Below are 20,156 nucleotides of genomic sequence, written 5' to 3'. Positions count from 1 at the left end.
GTAGGCACTCAGGTCTACCGTTACAGGTGCTCCGTTCTCAATGGCGATTGTCAGGATGTTACTCGCATCGATACTCGCTCCCGTAAGGTCCTGCTCATCGGTGTTATCCAGGTAGGCGCTAAGATCCACGGTTACAGGATCCCCGTTTTCAATTGCGATCGTCAGGATATTACTCGCATCTATCGTCGCACTGGTCAAGTTCTGATCATCTGTACTCACGTATCCACTAAGGTCTACCGTAGTATCTGCACCAGTACCATTACCTAAGGTCAGGATGTTGGTTGTATTGTCTAATGCTATCGTCTGTGCATCGGTGTTGTCCAGGTAGGCACTCAGGTCTACTGTTTGAGTTCCACCATCTTCCAGGGTCAGAGTAAGTATATTAGTTGCAGCATCCATGCTGAAGGCGGTGATCTGCTGATCGTCCGTGTTATCTAAATAGGGTGTTAGATCTACAGTACCTCCATCTTCCAGGATCAGGGTGTTCCCACTTAAGCTTAAGGCCTGGTCATCTGTTCCTATAAGGCTGGAAATATCAGCTGTTGAAGTACTTCCCCCAACGAGAGTCAGTGTTAGCTCCCCCGTTGCAGCGTTAAAGGAAAAATCCTGGATCGCAGGATTCACCCCGGAGGTCAGCTCCCAGCTATCCCCATCCCAAAAGAACAGGGTCCCACTTCCGGTGTTTACATAAATATCTCCGACCTCTACTCCGGGAGGCGTACTTTGGCCGGCTGCCGTAATATCCGTTCCGCTCAGGATCTCACAATTACATTGGTCTTCCAGGGTTACGATAACCTGGGAATAGGATATCGCGCTTACGAATAAGAAGGTTAATAAAAGTAAAAGTTTCTTCATTGTTATCGGGGTTACTCCTTTTATGGTATAGCTATTTTTATTTATTAATTGAAAACTAAAAACCCTTGTTCCTTGACACGAATGTATACCGCGGCTATCAATTCAAAAAATGATTGATGCCTATGCATGCATTTTGTAGGTAAACAAGCGTTTTTCATTAATTTCTATTTACTCTGAACGTTTTATTTCTGTTAGTAATCACGGTTCCGCCGAATACATTTAACAAAGCTGTATTTGAGGTGATATCCGGACAGGTTCCGGTTGAACTTCCTACCAACACCTGGTATTGGTTTCCATCTTGATCCAGGGACACATCTGTTAGTACAAGCGTAGGGTCATCTGCCGTTGCATTATCTGCAACAAGGATGTCACTCCATGTTGATCCTCCGTCTGTACTTACCTGCCACTGATAGCTATCTCCGTTGGCAGAGGTTACCGTAAAATTCACATCATCACCGATAAAGGCTTCCACATCCGCTGGTTGGGCAGAAATAGTGAATCCACTAATTATGAATTCCTGGGTTACGAAGATCTGATTCCCCGCAGCATCGGTCACGGTATATGTTCTAATCGTTTTATTCGGATCTGTCCCATCGGGCAGGTCATTCAAATGTGCTACGACGGGAACACCACAATTATCTGCTTCATCAGTGATCAGCGTTGGATCCGGATCCGGGATATCTGCTGCACAGAAGACATTTTGCGTGGGGAGTGTTGGCGTGGCTGTGGGAAGTGTAACATCATCAATCACTACATTCTGTACCTGCTCAGTGAAATTACCCTGAGCATCCGTATACGTCCAGGTGATTATCGTGGTCCCCTGAGCCGTGATCGGCAAGGCTACATTATTAGTTACCGTTACCACTCCACCACAATTATCGGTAGCTGTAGGCGGTGTTAAACTCGTTACCTCTCATTCTGCTGTGATATCAGGAAGGCTCGCCGCATCGGGCACCGGTGGCGTCGTATCGGTGATGATCACATCCTGCGTTTGTGTGCTGAAGTTGCCTTGCGCATCCGTGTAGGTCCAGGTTACCACGGTGGTGCCCTGGGCAGTGATCGGAAGACTTGCATCATTGGTTACCGTTACCACTCCTCCACAATTGTCTGTAGCTGTAGGAGCCGTCAGGCTGGTCACTTCACACTGAGCAATGATATCTGAAAGGGTAGCTACGTCAGCAACAGGGGCTGTCGTATCGGTGATGATTACATTCTGCGTTTGTGTGCTGAAGTTGCCTTGCGCATCCGTGTAGGTCCAGGTTACCACGGTGGTGCCCTGGGCAGTGATCGGAAGACTTGCATCATTGGTTACCGTTACCACTCCTCCACAATTGTCTGTAGCTGTAGGAGCCGTCAGGCTGGTCACTTCACACTGAGCAATGATATCTGAAAGGGTAGCTACGTCAGCAACAGGGGCTGTCGTATCGGTGATGATTACATTCTGCGTTTGTGTGCTGAAGTTGCCTTGCGCATCCGTGTAGGTCCAGGTTACCACGGTGGTGCCCTGGGCAGTGATCGGAAGACTTGCATCATTGGTTACCGTTACCACTCCTCCACAATTGTCTGTAGCTGTAGGAGCCGTCAGGCTGGTCACTTCACACTGAGCAATGATATCTGAAAGGGTAGCTACGTCAGCAACAGGGGCTGTCGTATCGGTGATGATCACATTTTGATCCTGGGTGCTACTGTTACCGTTCCCATCATCGTAAGTCCAGGTGATTGTATAAGTGCCTTCTCCAGTATAGGTTAATGGATCCGTGGTGGTTCCCGTGATGGTCGCTCCACAGACATCCGTTGCCGTAGGTACTGCCGTCACCGTTACACTACACTCCCCGGTTTCAGTTGGAATGGTCGCTACATCAGGAGTCGGTGGGGTTACATTATCCACCACTACCGTCTGATTCTGTGTAATCACATTCCCGTTCCCGTCATCGTAGGTCCAGGTGATCGTATAAGTGCCTTCTCCCGTATAGGTTAATGGATCCGTGGTGGTTCCCGTGATGGATCCCTCACAATTATCAGTAGCTGTAGGCACCGTGCTCACAGTTACACTGCATTCCCCGGTTACAGTTGGAAGGGTGGCTACGTCAGGAACTGCCACCTCACTATCATCCACACAAGGATCAGGGTTAACTCCTCCATCACCTTCAATTTCATCAAAACTTGGATTTCCTCCAGCCCCATTGGAGCTACACCTGGAATATTCTTTGGTCCCTACTATTAATCGTTGATTCGAACTACACCCATTGGTCCCCTCCAGATTCCCGCCATTTTCGATGGTAAGACTCACATCTCCGGGTACGGTTAATCGAATGTCAGCGTTTGTAACACTATCCCATTGCAAAACCCCGGTATCCCTAATTAAAATACTGGAAGCGTTTAAAAACTTGTCAGAAGTAAAAGTAAGCGTCTCATTCGAAGAACCATTAACTCCATCTCCGATTACCAAAAGTGCTATTGAATTTCCGGTACCAATTGGAGATGTCCCTATATTCACATCTAACAAAATGGTATGACCTGAAGATATTTCTACCCTGTTGGCATCTCCGTTTTGTGCAGGATACCCCGGGAATCCAGCATCGGCATCTGTTATCCAACTGGTACCGTCAAAATATTCCCAGATACCGGTATCCGACCAATCCCCACTGGAAATGGTTCGGTAATCCCCAACAGTCTGAGCCACTGCAGCAACCGAAAAAAATAGAAACAGCAAAAAAGTTGTGAAGTACTTCTTTAGCATAGGCAGTAGGTTATACTTTGGGGTTTAGGTTTAATTCTTGAGGCTGAATTTATGTTAAAAAAATCTAAAAACAACACGGTAAATATATTTATTCCATCATTTCTACACCTGCTTAATTAGGTCTGCAGTAAGCATTCATCGGTAAACTACGTTATTTTTACGCTCACCAGGAAAAAACCCCTTACAACACCCTACAGAAAACAGCATGAACCCGGCAAAAATACCCTTACTGCTCACCCCTTCCAAAATAATGTTGTCAAGACCTGAAAAGATGATGTTTGGCAATTTTATAAGTCGCTGCAGAAAGCCATGAACTACAATTCGTATGCTTTCCACTTTTAGTGATATCTTTGCGCAAATTTTGAGTACATGAGTTTAGTTAAAGAGATCGCAAAAAGAAGAACTTTCGGAATCATCTCCCACCCGGATGCCGGAAAAACCACCCTTACCGAAAAACTACTGCTGTTTGGAGGCGCCATACAGGAAGCCGGGGCCGTAAAGAGCAACAAGATCAAAAAAGGAGCCACCTCCGATTTTATGGAGATCGAAAGACAAAGAGGGATCTCTGTAGCCACCTCTGTACTTGCCTTTAATTACCGAGACCGCAAGATCAATATCCTGGACACCCCCGGACACAAGGATTTCGCCGAAGACACCTTCCGGACGCTGACGGCGGTAGACAGCGTAATCGTTGTTATCGACGTTGCCAAGGGGGTAGAGGAACAAACCGAAAAACTGGTGGAAGTTTGCCGGATGCGAAAGATCCCCATGATCGTTTTTATTAATAAACTGGACCGCGAAGGAAAGGATGCTTTTGACCTGCTGGATGAAGTAGAACAAAAACTCGGACTTAAGGTAACGCCCCTCAGTTTTCCGATCGGGATGGGATTTGATTTCCAGGGCATCTACAATATCTGGGAGAAAAATATCAATCTCTTTAGCGGCGACAGCAAGAAGAACATTGAGGAAACTATCGCTTTTGATGATGTAGACAATCCGGAACTCGAGGGCATCATCGGAAAGAAGGCCGCCGAGGAATTACGCGAAAACCTGGAACTGGTGTATGAGGTATATCCCGATTTTGATAAGGAAGCTTATACCAAAGCAGAATTACAGCCTGTATTTTTCGGGTCAGCCCTGAATAATTTCGGGGTGCGTGAACTCCTGGATTGCTTTATCGATATCGCCCCTTCGCCTCTGCCTAAAAAAGCAGAGGAAAGGCTGGTGATCCCAACCGAAGAAGCTTTCTCCGGATTTGTATTTAAGATCCATGCCAACATGGACCCTAAGCACCGCGACCGGCTTGCCTTTATTAAGATCGTTTCCGGAACTTTTGAGCGCAACACACCTTACCTCCACGTAAGACACAATAAGAAATTAAAATTCTCCAGTCCGAACGCCTTTTTTGCCGAAAAGAAAGAGATCGTCGATATCTCTTATGCCGGAGACATCGTAGGTCTTCATGATACTGGGAATTTCAAGATCGGAGATACCCTAACCCAGGGGGAAGAACTTCACTTTAAAGGAATTCCAAGTTTCTCTCCTGAACACTTCAGGTACATCAATAACGCAGATCCTATGAAGGCTAAACAGCTCGATAAAGGGATCAGTCAGCTTATGGACGAAGGGGTGGCCCAGTTGTTTACCCTGGAAATGAACAACCGTAAAGTGATTGGTACGGTGGGTGCCCTGCAGTACGAGGTGATCCAGTACCGACTGGAACATGAGTACGGGGCGAAGTGTACCTATGAGAACTTCCCTGTTCACAAAGCCTGCTGGGTGGAACCCGAAGACGAAAAAAGTGAAGAGTTCGCAGAATTCAAAAGGGTGAAGCAGAAATTCCTGGCCAAGGACAAACAGGGACAGCTGGTATTCCTGGCAGATTCCTCCTTCTCAATCCAGATGACACAGCAGAAATATCCGAATGTAAAACTGCATTTCGTTTCGGAGTATTAGAAGGAAGGGTACGAAGGTACGAGCCTGCCTGACGGCAGGCAGGGGCAGGAAGGTGAAATTCTAAATTTTGGATTTTGAAATTTGGGTTATAAGGGAGAGGCATTCCTTATAAGCATGCGCCCCCTGAAACCATTGAACCTCATCCTGGTTTACCGACTCAACGACTACTGGCTCACCCACCCATCTATCCTTCGGAAAACGAATTACCACTGCGCTATTTCCCAGGAATTGAAAACACAAAAAAACCCGGGTCTTCACCCGGGTTTCACGCACTAATATACTAAGATGTTAGGTTTATCGTAACCGATCAACAGATTTTACAAGATCTTCGTCCTTTTTAATGGCTTTATTGGCCAACACTAAAAAAACGATAGAAATTACAGGAAGAAGCATCCCAATACCCTTCTCAGAAACGTTGGTTTCTCCGGATAAGATTAGCGACCGATAAACGAAAAATCCTAGTAAAAAAAGATTTAATATCAGGTTCAATCTGTTCAACACAAATTGACGTTTTCTGTTTTTAAAAAGAAAAATGGTAACAAAGGCCATAACTGCCGACGCCAGGAAAAGCGAAGAATACACCATATCATCCTGTGCATACACAGCCTCACCTAAGTTATCGGTCCAGAGCTGCAACCAAAACGGCAAAACCCCGCTGGTGATCACCACCAAGAACATATAAACCGACTGAATACGCTGTAACATATTTTTCTTTTGTGGAAGGCAAAAATAACGTTCTTTTCGAGAAATAATAGCCGAAATATAAAATAAATTTGTATTATTGCGTAGTCAATTAGAAACGAGAACTTTACCTCGTTAGTTTACTCTTCCAGTTAAACTCTCAAGAACTTATCAGTTTTATTTCACCCAAATCAATAATTTATTTTTTTATAAATGTTTGAAATTTCAGATTTAAAAGCAAAGAAACTTGCTGAACTTCAGGAGATCGCAAAGGTCGCCGGAATTTCCAAATACAAGTCCATTAAAAAAAACGACCTTATCTATAAGATTCTGGACGTACAGGCGGCGAGTCCTGAGGCTATTGCCAAAACGCTCCAGGATGCCAAAGACGCCCAGAAAACTTCAGATAACTCCCCTAAAGACCAGGCCGACAATAAACCTCAGCGCAAAAGAACCAGAGTAGGCCGACAGAATTCATCAAAAGAAGACAATTCCCCTAAGCCCACCGCATCAGAAACCGAAGCGACGCCAAAAGAAGCTCCGAAAGAAGCACCTCAGCGAAAACCCCGACCGGCAACTAAGGCTGCAGAGAACAAACAGGAAACTCCAGCCCAGGACAACCAGAAGAAGCCGGAAAGCCAATCAAAACAAGACGCTGCTCCAAAACAGGACAACCGCCAAAAACAGGACAGCAGGCCTAAGAAAGACGATACTTCGAAAGACCAAAAAGGCAAAAGAGATCAACAGCGCGGACAGCAACATAAGAAAGCAAATAACAGCTCTCACTCCAATAAAGACAGAGACAATTACGATAAAGACAAAAAGAACCGTTACCGCGAACCCGATTATGAATTTGACGGAATCGTAGAAAGTGAAGGTGTACTTGACATCATGCAGGATGGTTACGGATTTCTGAGGAGTAGTGATTACAACTACCTGTCTTCTCCTGATGATATCTACGTTTCCCAATCGCAAATTCGATTGTTCGGACTTAAAACCGGAGATACCGTTAAAGGAACCATCAGACCTCCTAAAGAGGGTGAAAAATATTTCCCATTGATCAAGGTCAACAAGATCAACGGACTGGATCCGCAGGTGGTAAGAGACAGGGTATCTTTTGAGCACCTTACCCCCCTATTTCCTAATGAAAAATTCAAGCTTGCTGAAAAGCAGAGCACGATATCTACCCGTATTGTAGACTTATTCTCCCCTATCGGAAAAGGACAACGTGGCATGATCGTTTCTCAACCCAAAACGGGTAAAACGATGTTGCTCAAAGATATTGCAAACGCAATTGCAGCCAACCATCCGGAAGTATACCAGCTTATACTTTTGATCGATGAGCGACCTGAAGAGGTTACGGATATGCAGCGAAATGTTCGTGGTGAAGTTATTGCCTCTACCTTTGACGAGCCGGCAGACCGTCACGTAAAGGTCGCCAATATCGTTCTGGAAAAAGCAAAACGACTAGTGGAATGCGGACACGATGTGGTGATCCTTTTGGATTCTATCACACGACTGGCACGCGCCTACAATACCGTACAACCGGCTAGTGGAAAAGTACTTTCCGGAGGTGTTGACGCCAATGCCCTGCATAAACCAAAACGTTTCTTTGGAGCCGCGAGGAATATAGAAGGAGGAGGATCCCTGACCATAATAGCTACGGCACTTACAGAAACCGGATCTAAAATGGATGAAGTGATCTTTGAAGAATTCAAGGGTACCGGTAATATGGAACTTCAACTCGACAGAAGAATTGCAAACAGAAGAATCTTCCCGGCCATCGATCTTATCTCTTCCTCAACACGTAGAGACGATCTTCTCCTGGATGATAATTCCATTCAACGTATGTGGATCATGCGTAAATACCTGTCGGATATGAATCCGGTGGAGGCCATGGAATTCATGGACAGCAGGATCAAGCATACAAAAAATAACGAGGAGTTTCTGATGACCATGAATCAATAGAGACACACTTCAAGAAATAAAAAAGCCCGCTCTTCCGCGGGTTTTTTTTATGGAATAAACTACAAGCCCTTTTCCTTAAGAAACCATTTAAATCCGATAAAACCTGGCGTATCATACATTATAACCAATGGTAATAGCCATAATAAATTAGCCAGTGGTTATAAGCCAGGCCTTTCCGGCCAATCACACTTCAAACAGCACTTCCCTGAACCAACTGCAAGGAGAAAAGACAAATAAGCCCAATTAACCAAAAAAAGTCTACACCGTTTTCCATTTATCCCGGAAATACATGATGACATTAGCTTTAACAGTCTGATTACTAAATATAATCGCAGAATTATCTTTAAATTAAGACTTCAGAAAGCTAAGGCATGAAATATTTAAGAAAACTGATTAAACCGATTTTAGTATTAATCCTTGCCCTTGGACTGCGGACTATTCTTACCGGGTATACGCTTATCCCTGAAGACTTCATGTATCTCACCGACAAGATCAGCTGGATGATGGTTATCTTCGGGATGAGTTGGGGCACAATCCGGTTGTTCAATATCCTGAAGGACGAATACCTGGAAAACCTGGATCTCAACCAAAGCAACAATCTCCACGCGCGAAAGCTCCATACACAACTCGACATTCTCGGCAGAATCCTTACTTTTATTGTTGTAATCGTCGCCATTTCGGCCACCCTCATGCTTTTTGATGAGGTGCGAAAGCTGGGAATAAGCCTCTTTGCATCTGCAGGAATCGCAGGAATCATTTTGGGGTTTGCAGCTCAGAAAGTTATAGGTACACTTCTGGCAGGTCTGCAGATCGCCATCTCACAACCCATAAGACTGGATGATGTACTCGTGGTCGAGGGAGAATGGGGATGGGTGGAAGAGATCAAACTCACCTACGTTGTGATCCGGATCTGGGATAAAAGAAGATTGGTTTTGCCCACCACCTATTTCATAGAGAAGCCCTTTGAGAACTGGACACGGACCAGTGCGGATATTTTAGGAACCGTTTTTATATATACGGATTATACCATAAATTTCAATGCTGTTAGAAAAGAACTAACCCGGCTGCTGGAAGATCATCCGCTCTGGGACCGGAAGGTTAACAATCTACAGGTAACCAACTCCAACGCGGAAGGAATTGAATTGCGGGCATTAATGAGCGCAGCAAACTCACCGGACGCCTGGAACTTACGAGTGGATATCAGGGAAGGTTTAATAGGTTTTATTCAATCTGAATTCCCCGAATCCTTACCCCGAACACGCGTAAAGCTGGTTGGGCATAAAAATGAAATTTAAAACTAAACTCAGTAATACTTAATAAACACCCTTTTACATGAAAACCATACCCCCTTTTCATCTGGCCGTTCCCGTTCACAACCTGGAGGAATGCCGGAAATTCTATCTGGAAGTTCTGGGCTGCAAACAGGGCAGAAGCAGTGATACTTGGGTCGATTTCGACCTCTTCGGCCATCAGTTTGTAATTCACTACAAGCCAAAAAACCAAAGCGATGCCCTGCACCATAACCCGGTTGACGGGAAATCCGTACCGGTCCCACATTTTGGGGTGGTGTTACCCTGGGAAGAATTCCACCAACTGGCAGAACACCTGAGATCCAGCGATATCGAATTTGTTATTGAGCCCTACATTCGTTTTGAAGGCCACCCCGGAGAACAGGCCACCATGTTCTTTTTGGACCCTTCAGGGAATGCCCTGGAATTCAAATCTTTTAAGGATCCTTCCCAGATTTTTGCAACCTGAAAAAACAACGTTAAGATAACCGGCCATGCCTGATAAGATTACTACATCCTATTTAAGACAGCTCTTTCTGCTGGTACTTATCCTGGTACTCGGTGGTCTTATTTTCTGGAAACTACTCCCCTATTTCTCCGGTGTGCTGGGGGCCATAACCATCTATATTCTGTTCCAGGGGCTAATGAAAAAGCTTTTGGACAAAGGGCTCAAACCCTGGCTTGGAGCTTCCCTGATCATGATCATCTCCCTGTTCATTATCATCCTCCCGACCTGGCTCATTGTAAGACTGCTAAGCAGTAAGATTCAAAAAGCGGTAAATAACTCCGAACAGATCACATCCATACTTAAGGAGAAGTTCTTCGACCTGGAGACCATGGCCGGGATCGATGTAGCCTCTAACATCAACACCCAGGAAATAACCTCCTGGGTATCGGATAATATTCAAAGCCTGGTGGGAACCACATTTAATGTGGTTATCGCACTTTCGGTCATGTATTTTATATTATTCTACCTGCTTACCAATACCAATAAGATGAAATCCCTGCTACTGAAATATATGCCGTTAAGCGAGCCCAATGTAGCCTTGATCTCCGACGAGGTCTCCTCCATCGTAAGCTCCAACGCCATTGGTATTCCCGTGGTTGCTTTACTGCAGGGCGTAGTTGCTCTTATCGGATACTATATCTTCGGTGCGCCCGACCCGGTTTTCTGGTTTGTAGTTACATTTATCGGGTCTATGATCCCCTTTATTGGTACTGCCCTGGGAATTATCCCGGTGACTATCCTGCTGTTTGCAAACGGACAAAATCTGCAGGCCATAGGGTTGCTCATATACGGTATTGCAGTTGTTGGGGTTACCGATAATGTCTTTCGGGTCATCATCCAAAATAAGCTTGCCAAACTTCATCCTTTGGTAACCCTGATAGGTGTTATCATTGGAGTTCCCCTCGTTGGCTTTATCGGCCTGATTTTCGGTCCTCTCCTGATCAGCCTGTTTATGTTGCTGTTAAAGATCTACAGCCATGAGTACGGAGAGGGAGAGATCTCCTAGTGATTGCACTGACCTTTGGATATAAAATGCGGGGTAAAGTGAATAAAACAGGATTTCCCCAATTCCAGGATCCTGCTATACCACATTTAACAACTTACCATATACCTCTGCCTGCCCATATCCTAAACCGGCCTACTTATACCTCCAGCTGCTGAGGTCAGCACCTTCAGGCGCGGTCTTGTAAATCCGGTCCATGATCTTTGGCACATACATGGAATTATATCTCAGGCGACTTATATGGTTCGGATTTTCCTGATCTCCGTTCCAGCAGTGCTCTGCCCTGTCGCCATAATCTACTTCTCCGTCGTAATAGGGGTTTGTGGTACTCTCCAGAAAATCCTCCATCAAATACACGGCATTATTGAGGTAGTAATTATCCATATCCCCGCAATAAATATGGATCTTCCCCTTTAACTTAGGTCCAAGCTTTTCCCAATCCCGCTCCATTATATGCCTCAGATCGTAATTTTCCTTCCAGTATGCTGCCACAGCTTTATCGATTATTCCTGTTTTCTTGTCCCAAATTCTTTCAGGATATCCATCTTTTCCCTGCGGAGAATAAGTTGCCTCCCAGATATCCCACTGCTGCCCCGACCTGGAACGGTCACCAAGTACAAGTTCGAGTTGATTATCCCGTTTTACCGTGGTTGATATGTTGCCCAGATAGTCTCTGTGCGCAGGAACCTCAAGGCTGTCATGACCTCCGGAATAGTAATAGGCATTTTCGTCCTCATAAATATTGGTAAGACAATACGCCCGGAAATCGATCGGATCCGGACAGGCGGCAAAACAGCCGTTGTACTCATCGGGATACATGACCTGCACCGCCAGGGATTCCCAACCTCCGGTAGAGCCTCCGTATAAAAAACGAGACCAACCCTCACCTAATCCCCTGAACTGCTTTTCTATATGCGGAATAAGCTCATAGGTGATTGCATCTCCATATGGGCCCTGACTGGCAGAATTCACCGCGTAACTATCGTCGTAATAAGGGGTCGGATGCTGGATCTCTATAATCAGGAATCTTGGAAAGTCCTCTGCGGTCCATCGCTTATAAAAATCATAGGCTTCCTGTTGCTGTACAATATTATATCCTTCCACTCCAAAACGTTCTGAGTATTCAGGCTCAAGTTCAGGGTCGGGAGGAGTGGTTCTGAAACCGCCAAAATCCCTTGGGAAGTGTCCGTGGAAAATCATTAACGGATACCTGGCCTCGGGATGTTCCTGAAAGCCTTTCGGCAGCAGAACATGAGCCCCCAGATACATGTCTCTCCCCCAAAATTCTGAAAGCTTTTCTGAACGGATCTTAATATGCTTTATCCATTGGGTATCTTGCGGAGGCACAATTTCCGGGATCACCTGGTTCAATGTTAGGGAAACAAGCCCGCCATCGGAGACCTCAACCTTAACCGGTGTATTATAGACATTCCCGGGAGAAGTATTCCACTGCTGCCCTTCTCCATTGTCCATTGGCAGTTGAACCGTATGTCCTGTAGCAAGGTTAAAAGTTTCGTATACATGTAGTAGTGCCTGAACATTATAAATACCCGGCGGAAGATCTGAAAGTCGGTCAAATGGATATCCCTCCGCCTCCGGGTCAAAAGCAACCTGGTCACCGGGCTTCAGGCCTTCGACATTCATCCCAAAAATGATTTGGGTTTCGGTACTGTTTGATATCTGGAACCGGGGCTCTTCCCGGTCATCAGAAGAAAACATCAACAGTAAACGACCATCCAGCGAAGATACATCCAGGCTATCACTCAATTCGATAACGACCCTGGGAGCACTGGCATCCTTTTCCCGGGGATTACAAGACGCCAGCAAGAAAAAGGAAAATACATACCAAAAAAAATACCTCATAAGAAAATTATTTCCTACAAGGTATTGCTTTTATACTCCTGAATCAACTGTTTAAGTACAATATGGAATTGCTCCTTACTTGTTGATACGCACTTTTTGTCTTGTTCTTGCCAGCAGCGTATTTTTAAGCAGCATGGCAATAGTCATAGGCCCGACCCCTCCGGGTACGGGAGTAATATAACTGGCCTTCTTGCTTACTTCTTCAAAATCTACATCACCTACAATGCGGTATCCCTTTTTAGTTGTATCATCTGCAACCCTGGTAATACCCACATCGATGATCACCACTCCATCCTTCACCATACCGGCTTTAAGGAAGTTTGGTACTCCCAGTGCAGAAATGATGATATCTGCATTCTTGGTGAATGCTTCGAGGTTTTGGGTTCGGCTATGTGTAAGGGTCACCGTAGAATTCCCCGGATTCCCCTTTCGACTCATCAGAATGCTGATCGGCCTCCCCACAATATGTGACCGGCCGATAACAACGGTATGCTTACCTGAAGTTTCCACATTGTACCGATCCAGAAGCTCCATAATGCCATAAGGAGTTGCAGGAATAAAAGACTCCATTTCAAGGGCCATTTTCCCGAAGTTGGCCGGATGAAATCCGTCAACATCCTTATCCGGATCTACGGCCAGCAACACTTTTTGCTCATCGATATGAGAAGGCAGGGGAAGCTGCACAATAAAACCATCTATGTCGGTATTCGAATTAAGGGCTTCAATTTCTTTCAGGAGTTCTTCCTCGGTAGTTGATGCCGGAAGTTTCACAAGGGTCGATTCAAAACCGATACGTTCACAAGCCCTTACCTTACTTCCTACATAAGTTAGGCTGGCTCCATCATCCCCTACTAAAACTGCTGCGAGATGCGGCACCTTTTCCCTTCTGGTTTTCATTTTGCTTACCTCGGCAGCAATCTCATCCTTTATTTGATTGGAGATTTTTTTACCATCTAAGATTTCCATAAATACGTCCTGAAATTTAATTATGATGAGTTTTGTTTTAATTATTGCATACCACGCATATTATTCATCATCTGCATCATCTTACGACCGCCACCACCTTGCATCATTTTCATCATTTTACTCATCTGATTGAACTGCTTGAGCAATTGATTGACCTCCTGGATCGAGGTACCGCTTCCTTTGGCAATACGCTTTTTCCGGCTTCCGTTAATTACCGTCGGATTACTCCTTTCTTCCGGGGTCATAGAGTGAATAATGGCCTCAATACCTTTGAAGGCATCGTCATCAATATCAATTCCCTTAAGTGCTTTTCCCATTCCCGGGATCATACCCATAAGGTCCTTCATGTTCCCCATTTTTTTTATCTGCTGGATCTGACCGAGGAAATCATCAAAACCAAACTGGTTCTTGGCGATCTTTTTCTGTAGCTTCCTGGCCTCTTCCTCATCAAATTGCTCCTGAGCCCGTTCTACAAGTGATACCACATCTCCCATTCCCAGGATCCTGTCGGCCATACGAGAAGGGTGGAAAACATCAATGGCTTCCATTTTCTCCCCGGTACCGATAAACTTAATAGGCTTATCCACAACCGACTTAATAGAAAGCGCTGCACCACCGCGGGTATCACCATCCAACTTGGTCAGGACCACCCCGTCAAAATTCAGGACCTCGTTAAACGCCTTGGCGGTGTTCACGGCATCCTGCCCTGTCATGGAATCTACCACAAACAGCGTTTCATTAGGCTGGATCGCCTTATGAACATTGGAGATCTCGGTCATCATTTGCTCATCAATGGCAAGTCGTCCTGCGGTATCGACGATCACTACATTATGACCATTCTTTTTAGCATAATCTATAGCAGCAGTGGCAATAGCCACAGGGTTCTGGTTTCCCTTATCCGAAAACACCTCAACCCCGATCTGTTCTCCAACCACATGAAGCTGATCGATCGCTGCCGGACGGTATACGTCACACGCCACTAATAGTGGCTTCTTGGTTTTTTTATTCTTCAGGTAGTTAGCCAGCTTACCGGAAAATGTGGTCTTACCCGACCCCTGTAAACCGGACATCAGGATTACGGTAGGATTTCCGGAAAGATCCATACCGGCTGTTTCCCCTCCCATTAATTCGGTAAGCTCATCCTTTACCAGCTTAACCATCAACTGGCCGGGCTTAAGAGAAGACAACACATCCTGCCCCAGGGCCTTTTCCTTTACACTATTGGTAAAAGCCTTGGCAGTTTTAAAATTAACATCAGCATCCAGCAACGCCCTACGTACTTCTTTCAGGGTTTCCGCCACATTCACCTCGGTGATCTGACCATGCCCCTTTAAAACGTGTAAGGCCTTATCTAACTTATCACTTAAATTATCAAACATAATTTTTGCTTCTTACAATTTCCTGTCTCCTTTGACAGAGATGTGCAAATTTAGTCATTTGAAATTGAAGATGGAAGTGACTTTTAACCTTTCGGATTATTTCCCGCCCAGGGTGCGCAGGTCAGCAAGACACTGCTCGTCAAGGGTAGGAACCCCGCCACCTAAACTGATCTGCCCGGGATCGATTCCGGCGTCGGTTTGGTAATTCATTAAACAGGCAGGCACCGAACAGTGATGGGAATTTTCCGGGTCTTCATGATCGGAATTTAAAGAAGTCCCCAGGTTTACCAACCCCAGTAAATGACTGAATTCATGACACAACACCGTAGATTCCAGGACGGTTTTATCATTACTGATAAATTGATAGGAATACCGACGTATGGTTTCCTCGAAAATCACAAAGGAAGTATTTCGGTAAGCTGTACCCAGGATGACCGAATTTCCCGCATTTTTAGACGAATCCCCGTTGAGCACCAAAATAAACACGGAAAGTTGATCTCCCTCATTATAGGCTGTACGATACGCCTCCTCAATTTCCAGTATATCCTGAGTTTCATAGACCGTCTTACCCTGGTCCGGAATGGCGGTGAGTTTAAAACGAATCCCTTCAGACTTGTAACATCTTTGTTCCGCGAAGGATATTAGATTATTGATCGAATTGGTTCCCGGACTATGCCCTTCTACGTAAACAATATCAAAGATAATCTTGTCAAAGTTTCGAGCGGTAAGAAGGTCCTTTGCAGAGGCCCCGGTTGACTTTCGGTTAGCCGCAAACGATACCGAAGAATCTTCAGTATCAGGGGAACACCCGCCGATTAAAAATACGGAAGTGATCAGGAACAGAACTATCGGGCTAAACCGTTTTATCATAAAACCAATATACTTGTGAAAAACAACAGGCTGAAGATAACTTTAATTTTTAAAATCTTAAAATAGAATCGATTAGCCCCATCCCCATCAAAAAAAAAGCCCTTTTGAACAGGGCTTTTTTTAGACGTTAATTATAGACTACATTCTTTCCGGCACGAGGATACCCAGCAACCCCATTGCCCTTGCAATAACCTTACCTACCTGTTCTGCAAGCTGCACCCTGAAAATGCGTTGTTCCTGATGGTCAGCCCCGAGTATGGAAACATTCTGGTAGAACGAATTAAATTCCTTCACCAGGTCATAGCAATAATTGGCGATAAGGGCGGGACTGTAATTTTCTGCCGCCTGTTGTATGATCACCGGAAACTGGTCCAGTAACTTTACAAGTTCACGCTCCCTGGAATCCATCACATACTGTGCTATATCTTCCTGATGATCGAAGTCTGCCTTTCGCAAAATGGATTGTATTCTGGCATACGTATATTGTATAAAAGGGCCGGTATTTCCCTGGAAATCGACAGACTCCTTAGGATCAAAAAGTATACGCTTTCTTGGATCTACTTTTAAAATATAATATTTGAGGGCCCCCAAACCAATAGTGCGATAAAGACCATTCTTTTCTTCCTCGGTAAACCCTTCCAGTTTCCCGAGCTCCGAAGCGATCTCTCCTGCCGTGGCAGCCATCTCCTCAATAAGATCATCAGCATCTACAACTGTTCCTTCCCTGCTCTTCATTTTACCACTTGGGAGATCCACCATCCCGTAACTCAGATGGTAAAGATGCTCGGCCCAGCTGTATCCCAGCTTCTTCAAAATAAGAAACAGCACCTTGAAGTGGTAGTCCTGTTCATTCCCAACGGTATACACCATCCCTCCGATATCCGGATAATCTTTAACCCTTTGAATTGCGGTTCCGATATCCTGGGTCATATAGACGGCCGTACCATCGGCCCGAAGAACGATCTTTTCATCCAAACCTTCCTCTGAGAGGTCAATCCAGACCGACCCGTCTTCTTTCCTGTAGAACACCCCCTTTTCCAGTCCGTCCTGTACCACATCCTTACCCAGCAAATAGGTGTCACTTTCATAATACAATTTATCAAAATCGACTCCTATTGCTTTATACGTGTCACTAAAGCCTTCGTAAACCCATTGGTTCATAGTTTTCCAAAGGTTAACCACTTCCTCATCTCCGGCTTCCCATTTGCGAAGCATTTCCTGAGCTTCCAGTAGTATGGGGGCCCTTTTCTCGGCCTCCTTGGGATCTATCCCCTCTGATACAAGGGCTTCGATCTCTGCCTTATAGGCTTTATCAAAGGCCACATAATAATTCCCCACGAGTTTATCTCCCTTTAAACCGGTACTCTGAGGTGTTTCTCCATTTCCGTATCGCTGCCAGGCCAGCATGGATTTACAAATATGAATCCCACGGTCATTAATGATTTGAGTTTTGTATACCCTTTTTCCGGAAGCTTTAAGGATCTCTGCTACCGAATACCCTAAAAGGTTATTTCTGATATGACCAAGATGGAGGGGTTTATTCGTATTTGGAGAGGAATATTCCACCATTACAGCCTTATCACCAGGTGCGGGCTTTACCAACCCAAATTCCGGTTCCTTTCGGATCTGGCGAAAGCGGTTGGCGAAAAAATCATTGGAGATGACCAGGTTGAGAAAACCTTTGATCACATTAAAATCACTAACCTCTTCCAGTTTGCTCCTTAATCTCTCTCCGATCTGTTCTCCGATCTGTTGTGGATTGCCCTTTACCACACGTAGCATAGGGAAAATCACCACGGTAATGTCACCTTCAAATTCTTTGCGGGTGGCCTGTAATTCTACAGATTCGAGTTCCTTACCATAAATTTCCTGTACGGCTTCCTTTACTGATCTTATTAAAAGTTCCTCCATGGGTATTCTTAAAATTTGGATGCAAAGATAACCAAAAGCCAAAAGTTTTAGGCTTTGCTTAACGCTAAAAACCTATGAATAATGTACCTTTAGTAATCTTCAAAAACAACCCTCCTTTAATAACCCCATTTTTTTAAGGGCCTAACCAATACTGCAGGAATGCCTGGAAGGGCGTATTAAAATTGCTAAGTCAAAAAAGAATATTATGCTGGTTAATATCTCATACAAGGACAGGGAAGTTTCAGAAAAAGTGAATACCGAGGTAGGAAAGGCCTATAATCTCAGGGAACGGTTTCGACTGCGAGGCATCGGGTCTCCTAAACTTTTTATTACTTCCTGCAGCCTTGACATTCATAATCTGCTTGTTCTTGATCAGAACATTAATACCTGTAATATTGAAATAAGACCCAGGGGCATTATCGTTCGTTTTCGGTCCTTGCTCGAAACATTTGCCCTGGTAATTCCGTATTATAAACTCTCGCTTTATAAAGGGGCCAGTCAGGAATACAGCATCTACAAGGATCACTATTTTCTTAAAATAGCAGCAAAAACCCCGGAAGTCCACAAGTTCATGTCAAAGATCCTGGATCTTAAACACGAACAGCGGCATTACTTTATCGATGACCTATAAAATTTCAAACTTATGAAGATCCTTCTTACCGGAGCTAATGGCTACATAGGAATGCGACTTCTTCCGCCCCTGCTCCAGGCCGGACATAAAGTGGTATGTGCAGTACGCGATAAAAACCGCCTGTCACTCGATGAAGAAACACTTGAGAAAATCGATATTATCGAGATCGATTTTCTTGATGACCCCAGCCCGGGTATTATCCCGGATGATATTGATGCAGCATATTATCTGATCCATTCCATGACCTCATCCACTTCCGACTTTGATGAAAAGGAGGCGCGTTCTGCAAGAAATTTTAACACCTATATGAAGTCCACCCGGATTCAGCAGGTGATCTATCTCGGTGGTATTGTAAATAATGACACCCTTTCCAAACACCTGTCATCCCGGAAAAATGTGGAAGACATTCTCCGAAAGGGAGATTTTGCACTTACAGCTTTAAGGGCCGGTATTATTGTGGGTTCGGGAAGTTCTTCATTTGAAATCATCCGGGACCTGTGCGAAAAACTTCCTGTAATGATCACTCCTAAATGGGTGCTTACCAAATCACAACCGATCGCCGTCAGGGATGTGATCAAATTTTTAACCGGAGTGCTGGGCAATACCCTATGTTATAATGACTCGTTTGATATTGCCGGACCCAATGTACTTACCTACAAACAAATGCTTCACCTGTACGCTAAAACCAGGGGTTTCAGTAACTGGATTTTCACTGTACCGGTAATGACCCCAAAACTTTCTTCATACTGGTTGTATTTTGTAACCTCCACTTCCTATAAGTTGGCGATTAACCTCGTAGATAGCATGAAAATGGAGGTCGTAGCCAAAGACAAAAGATTACAGGAACTTCTTAACATTAAGCCTCATACTTACGTGGAAGCGATAGAGATGGCCTTTGCAAAGATCGAACAGAACCTGGTATTAAGCAGCTGGAAAGACAGTATGGTGAGCGGCAGGTTCAAAAAAGATCTTAACAAATACATCCAGGTACCGAAATTCGGAGTGCTGAAAGATGAAAAATCCATCCCGGTAACTAACCCGGACCAGGTCTTAAATAACATCTGGAGTATTGGAGGAGAAAAAGGGTGGTATTACGGCAACTGGATGTGGAAATTACGGGGTGTGATGGATAAAATGGTTGGGGGTGTGGGCCTGAGAAGAGGCAGAACCCATCCCGATCGTATTTTTACCGGTGACTCCCTTGATTTCTGGAGGGTACTCCTGGCCGACAGGGAATCGAAAAGACTTCTTCTGTTTGCTGAAATGCGGCTGCCGGGGGAAGCATGGTTGGAATTCCATATCGACAAAAACAATGTACTTCATCAAACGGCCACCTTCAGGCCAAAAGGACTGGCAGGTCGCCTCTATTGGTACTCGCTCATTCCTTTCCACTTTTTCATTTTCGGGGGAATGATCCGGAATATCGCACAATCAGAAAGCAAAAATGCGGCCGCCTCAAACAGTTCTGCATCAATTTCTTAGCTCACCTGCTTATATCAGGTCATTCATCTAGTATTTTTTAACAAAAGTGAGTTT

At 44.9% G+C, this 20,156-nt stretch carries 15 protein-coding genes and 1 pseudogene; 7 read left to right on the top strand and 9 right to left on the bottom strand.

The window, feature by feature from the left end; translation table 11 throughout:
* From K7R11_RS05000 to K7R11_RS04990, 3 genes and pseudogenes are all read right to left on the bottom strand, one after another.
* The coding region (locus K7R11_RS05000; protein ID WP_224489123.1) for a hypothetical protein at positions 1–855 on the bottom strand (855 nt) is incomplete at its 3' end.
* Between the two features lie 157 nt (positions 856–1,012).
* A pseudogene (locus K7R11_RS04995) lies at positions 1,013–1,753 on the bottom strand (HYR-like domain-containing protein); the annotation flags it as partial.
* Between the two features lie 15 nt (positions 1,754–1,768).
* Positions 1,769–3,595, bottom strand: a complete 1,827-nt coding sequence (locus tag K7R11_RS04990) for a PKD domain-containing protein (RefSeq protein ID WP_224489120.1) — start codon at positions 3,593–3,595, stop codon at positions 1,769–1,771.
* 369 nt (positions 3,596–3,964) lie between these two features.
* Here K7R11_RS04990 and K7R11_RS04985 point away from each other — a divergent pair, with 369 nt between their 5' ends.
* Positions 3,965–5,551, top strand: a complete 1,587-nt coding sequence (locus tag K7R11_RS04985) for a peptide chain release factor 3 (RefSeq protein ID WP_224489119.1) — start codon at positions 3,965–3,967, stop codon at positions 5,549–5,551.
* Between the two features lie 294 nt (positions 5,552–5,845).
* Here K7R11_RS04985 and K7R11_RS04980 read toward each other — a convergent pair whose 3' ends face one another.
* The gene (locus K7R11_RS04980) at positions 5,846–6,256 is read right to left on the bottom strand and encodes a DUF4293 domain-containing protein (RefSeq protein WP_224489118.1); all 411 of its coding nucleotides are present in this window, start codon (positions 6,254–6,256) and stop codon (positions 5,846–5,848) included.
* 189 nt (positions 6,257–6,445) lie between these two features.
* Between K7R11_RS04980 and rho the strand changes: the two genes are divergently transcribed.
* The 4 genes from rho to K7R11_RS04960 all read left to right on the top strand — a co-directional run bounded on the left by rho (position 6,446) and on the right by K7R11_RS04960 (position 11,003).
* The gene (rho, locus tag K7R11_RS04975) at positions 6,446–8,200 is read left to right on the top strand and encodes a transcription termination factor Rho (RefSeq protein WP_224489117.1); all 1,755 of its coding nucleotides are present in this window, start codon (positions 6,446–6,448) and stop codon (positions 8,198–8,200) included.
* Between the two features lie 371 nt (positions 8,201–8,571).
* Positions 8,572–9,495: a mechanosensitive ion channel family protein gene (locus K7R11_RS04970; RefSeq protein WP_224489116.1), complete on the top strand. Its 924-nt coding sequence runs from the start codon at positions 8,572–8,574 to the stop codon at positions 9,493–9,495.
* A 37-nt stretch (positions 9,496–9,532) separates the two neighbouring features.
* Entirely contained in the window at positions 9,533–9,958 is a 426-nt protein-coding gene (locus K7R11_RS04965; RefSeq protein ID WP_224489115.1) for a VOC family protein, read from the top strand.
* Positions 9,959–9,983: 25 nt separating this feature from the next.
* Complete coding sequence (locus tag K7R11_RS04960; RefSeq protein WP_224489114.1) at positions 9,984–11,003, top strand: AI-2E family transporter; 1,020 nt, start codon at positions 9,984–9,986, stop codon at positions 11,001–11,003.
* A gap of 132 nt (positions 11,004–11,135) precedes the next feature.
* Here K7R11_RS04960 and K7R11_RS04955 read toward each other — a convergent pair whose 3' ends face one another.
* The 5 genes from K7R11_RS04955 to argS form a co-directional block, all read right to left on the bottom strand.
* Positions 11,136–12,863 carry a hypothetical protein gene (locus K7R11_RS04955; RefSeq protein ID WP_224489112.1) on the bottom strand — a complete coding sequence of 576 codons (1,728 nt, stop codon included), beginning with the start codon at positions 12,861–12,863 and terminating at the stop codon, positions 11,136–11,138.
* A gap of 75 nt (positions 12,864–12,938) precedes the next feature.
* A complete protein-coding gene (gene folD, locus K7R11_RS04950; RefSeq protein WP_224489111.1) occupies positions 12,939–13,829 on the bottom strand; it encodes a bifunctional methylenetetrahydrofolate dehydrogenase/methenyltetrahydrofolate cyclohydrolase FolD in 891 nt (296 codons plus the stop codon).
* Between the two features lie 41 nt (positions 13,830–13,870).
* Positions 13,871–15,208: a signal recognition particle protein gene (gene ffh / locus K7R11_RS04945; RefSeq protein WP_224489110.1), complete on the bottom strand. Its 1,338-nt coding sequence runs from the start codon at positions 15,206–15,208 to the stop codon at positions 13,871–13,873.
* 96 nt (positions 15,209–15,304) lie between these two features.
* Positions 15,305–16,078, bottom strand: a complete 774-nt coding sequence (locus K7R11_RS04940) for a zinc metalloprotease (protein ID WP_224489109.1) — start codon at positions 16,076–16,078, stop codon at positions 15,305–15,307.
* A 138-nt stretch (positions 16,079–16,216) separates the two neighbouring features.
* The gene (gene argS, locus K7R11_RS04935; RefSeq protein WP_262899771.1) at positions 16,217–17,989 is read right to left on the bottom strand and encodes an arginine--tRNA ligase; all 1,773 of its coding nucleotides are present in this window, start codon (positions 17,987–17,989) and stop codon (positions 16,217–16,219) included.
* A 205-nt stretch (positions 17,990–18,194) separates the two neighbouring features.
* Between argS and K7R11_RS04930 the strand changes: the two genes are divergently transcribed.
* Together K7R11_RS04930 and K7R11_RS04925 are read left to right on the top strand one after the other, a co-directional pair.
* Positions 18,195–18,620 carry a hypothetical protein gene (locus K7R11_RS04930; protein WP_224489108.1) on the top strand — a complete coding sequence of 142 codons (426 nt, stop codon included), beginning with the start codon at positions 18,195–18,197 and terminating at the stop codon, positions 18,618–18,620.
* A gap of 12 nt (positions 18,621–18,632) precedes the next feature.
* Entirely contained in the window at positions 18,633–20,102 is a 1,470-nt protein-coding gene (locus K7R11_RS04925) for an SDR family oxidoreductase (RefSeq protein WP_224489107.1), read from the top strand.
* Positions 20,103–20,156: the final 54 nt, after the last annotated feature.

Origin of the sequence: Robertkochia flava (assembly GCF_020166515.1) — a bacterium.
In the GTDB taxonomy this organism is placed as follows: Bacteria; Bacteroidota; Bacteroidia; order Flavobacteriales; family Flavobacteriaceae; genus Robertkochia; species Robertkochia flava.
This window is presented reverse-complemented; position numbering and strand designations above follow the sequence as displayed.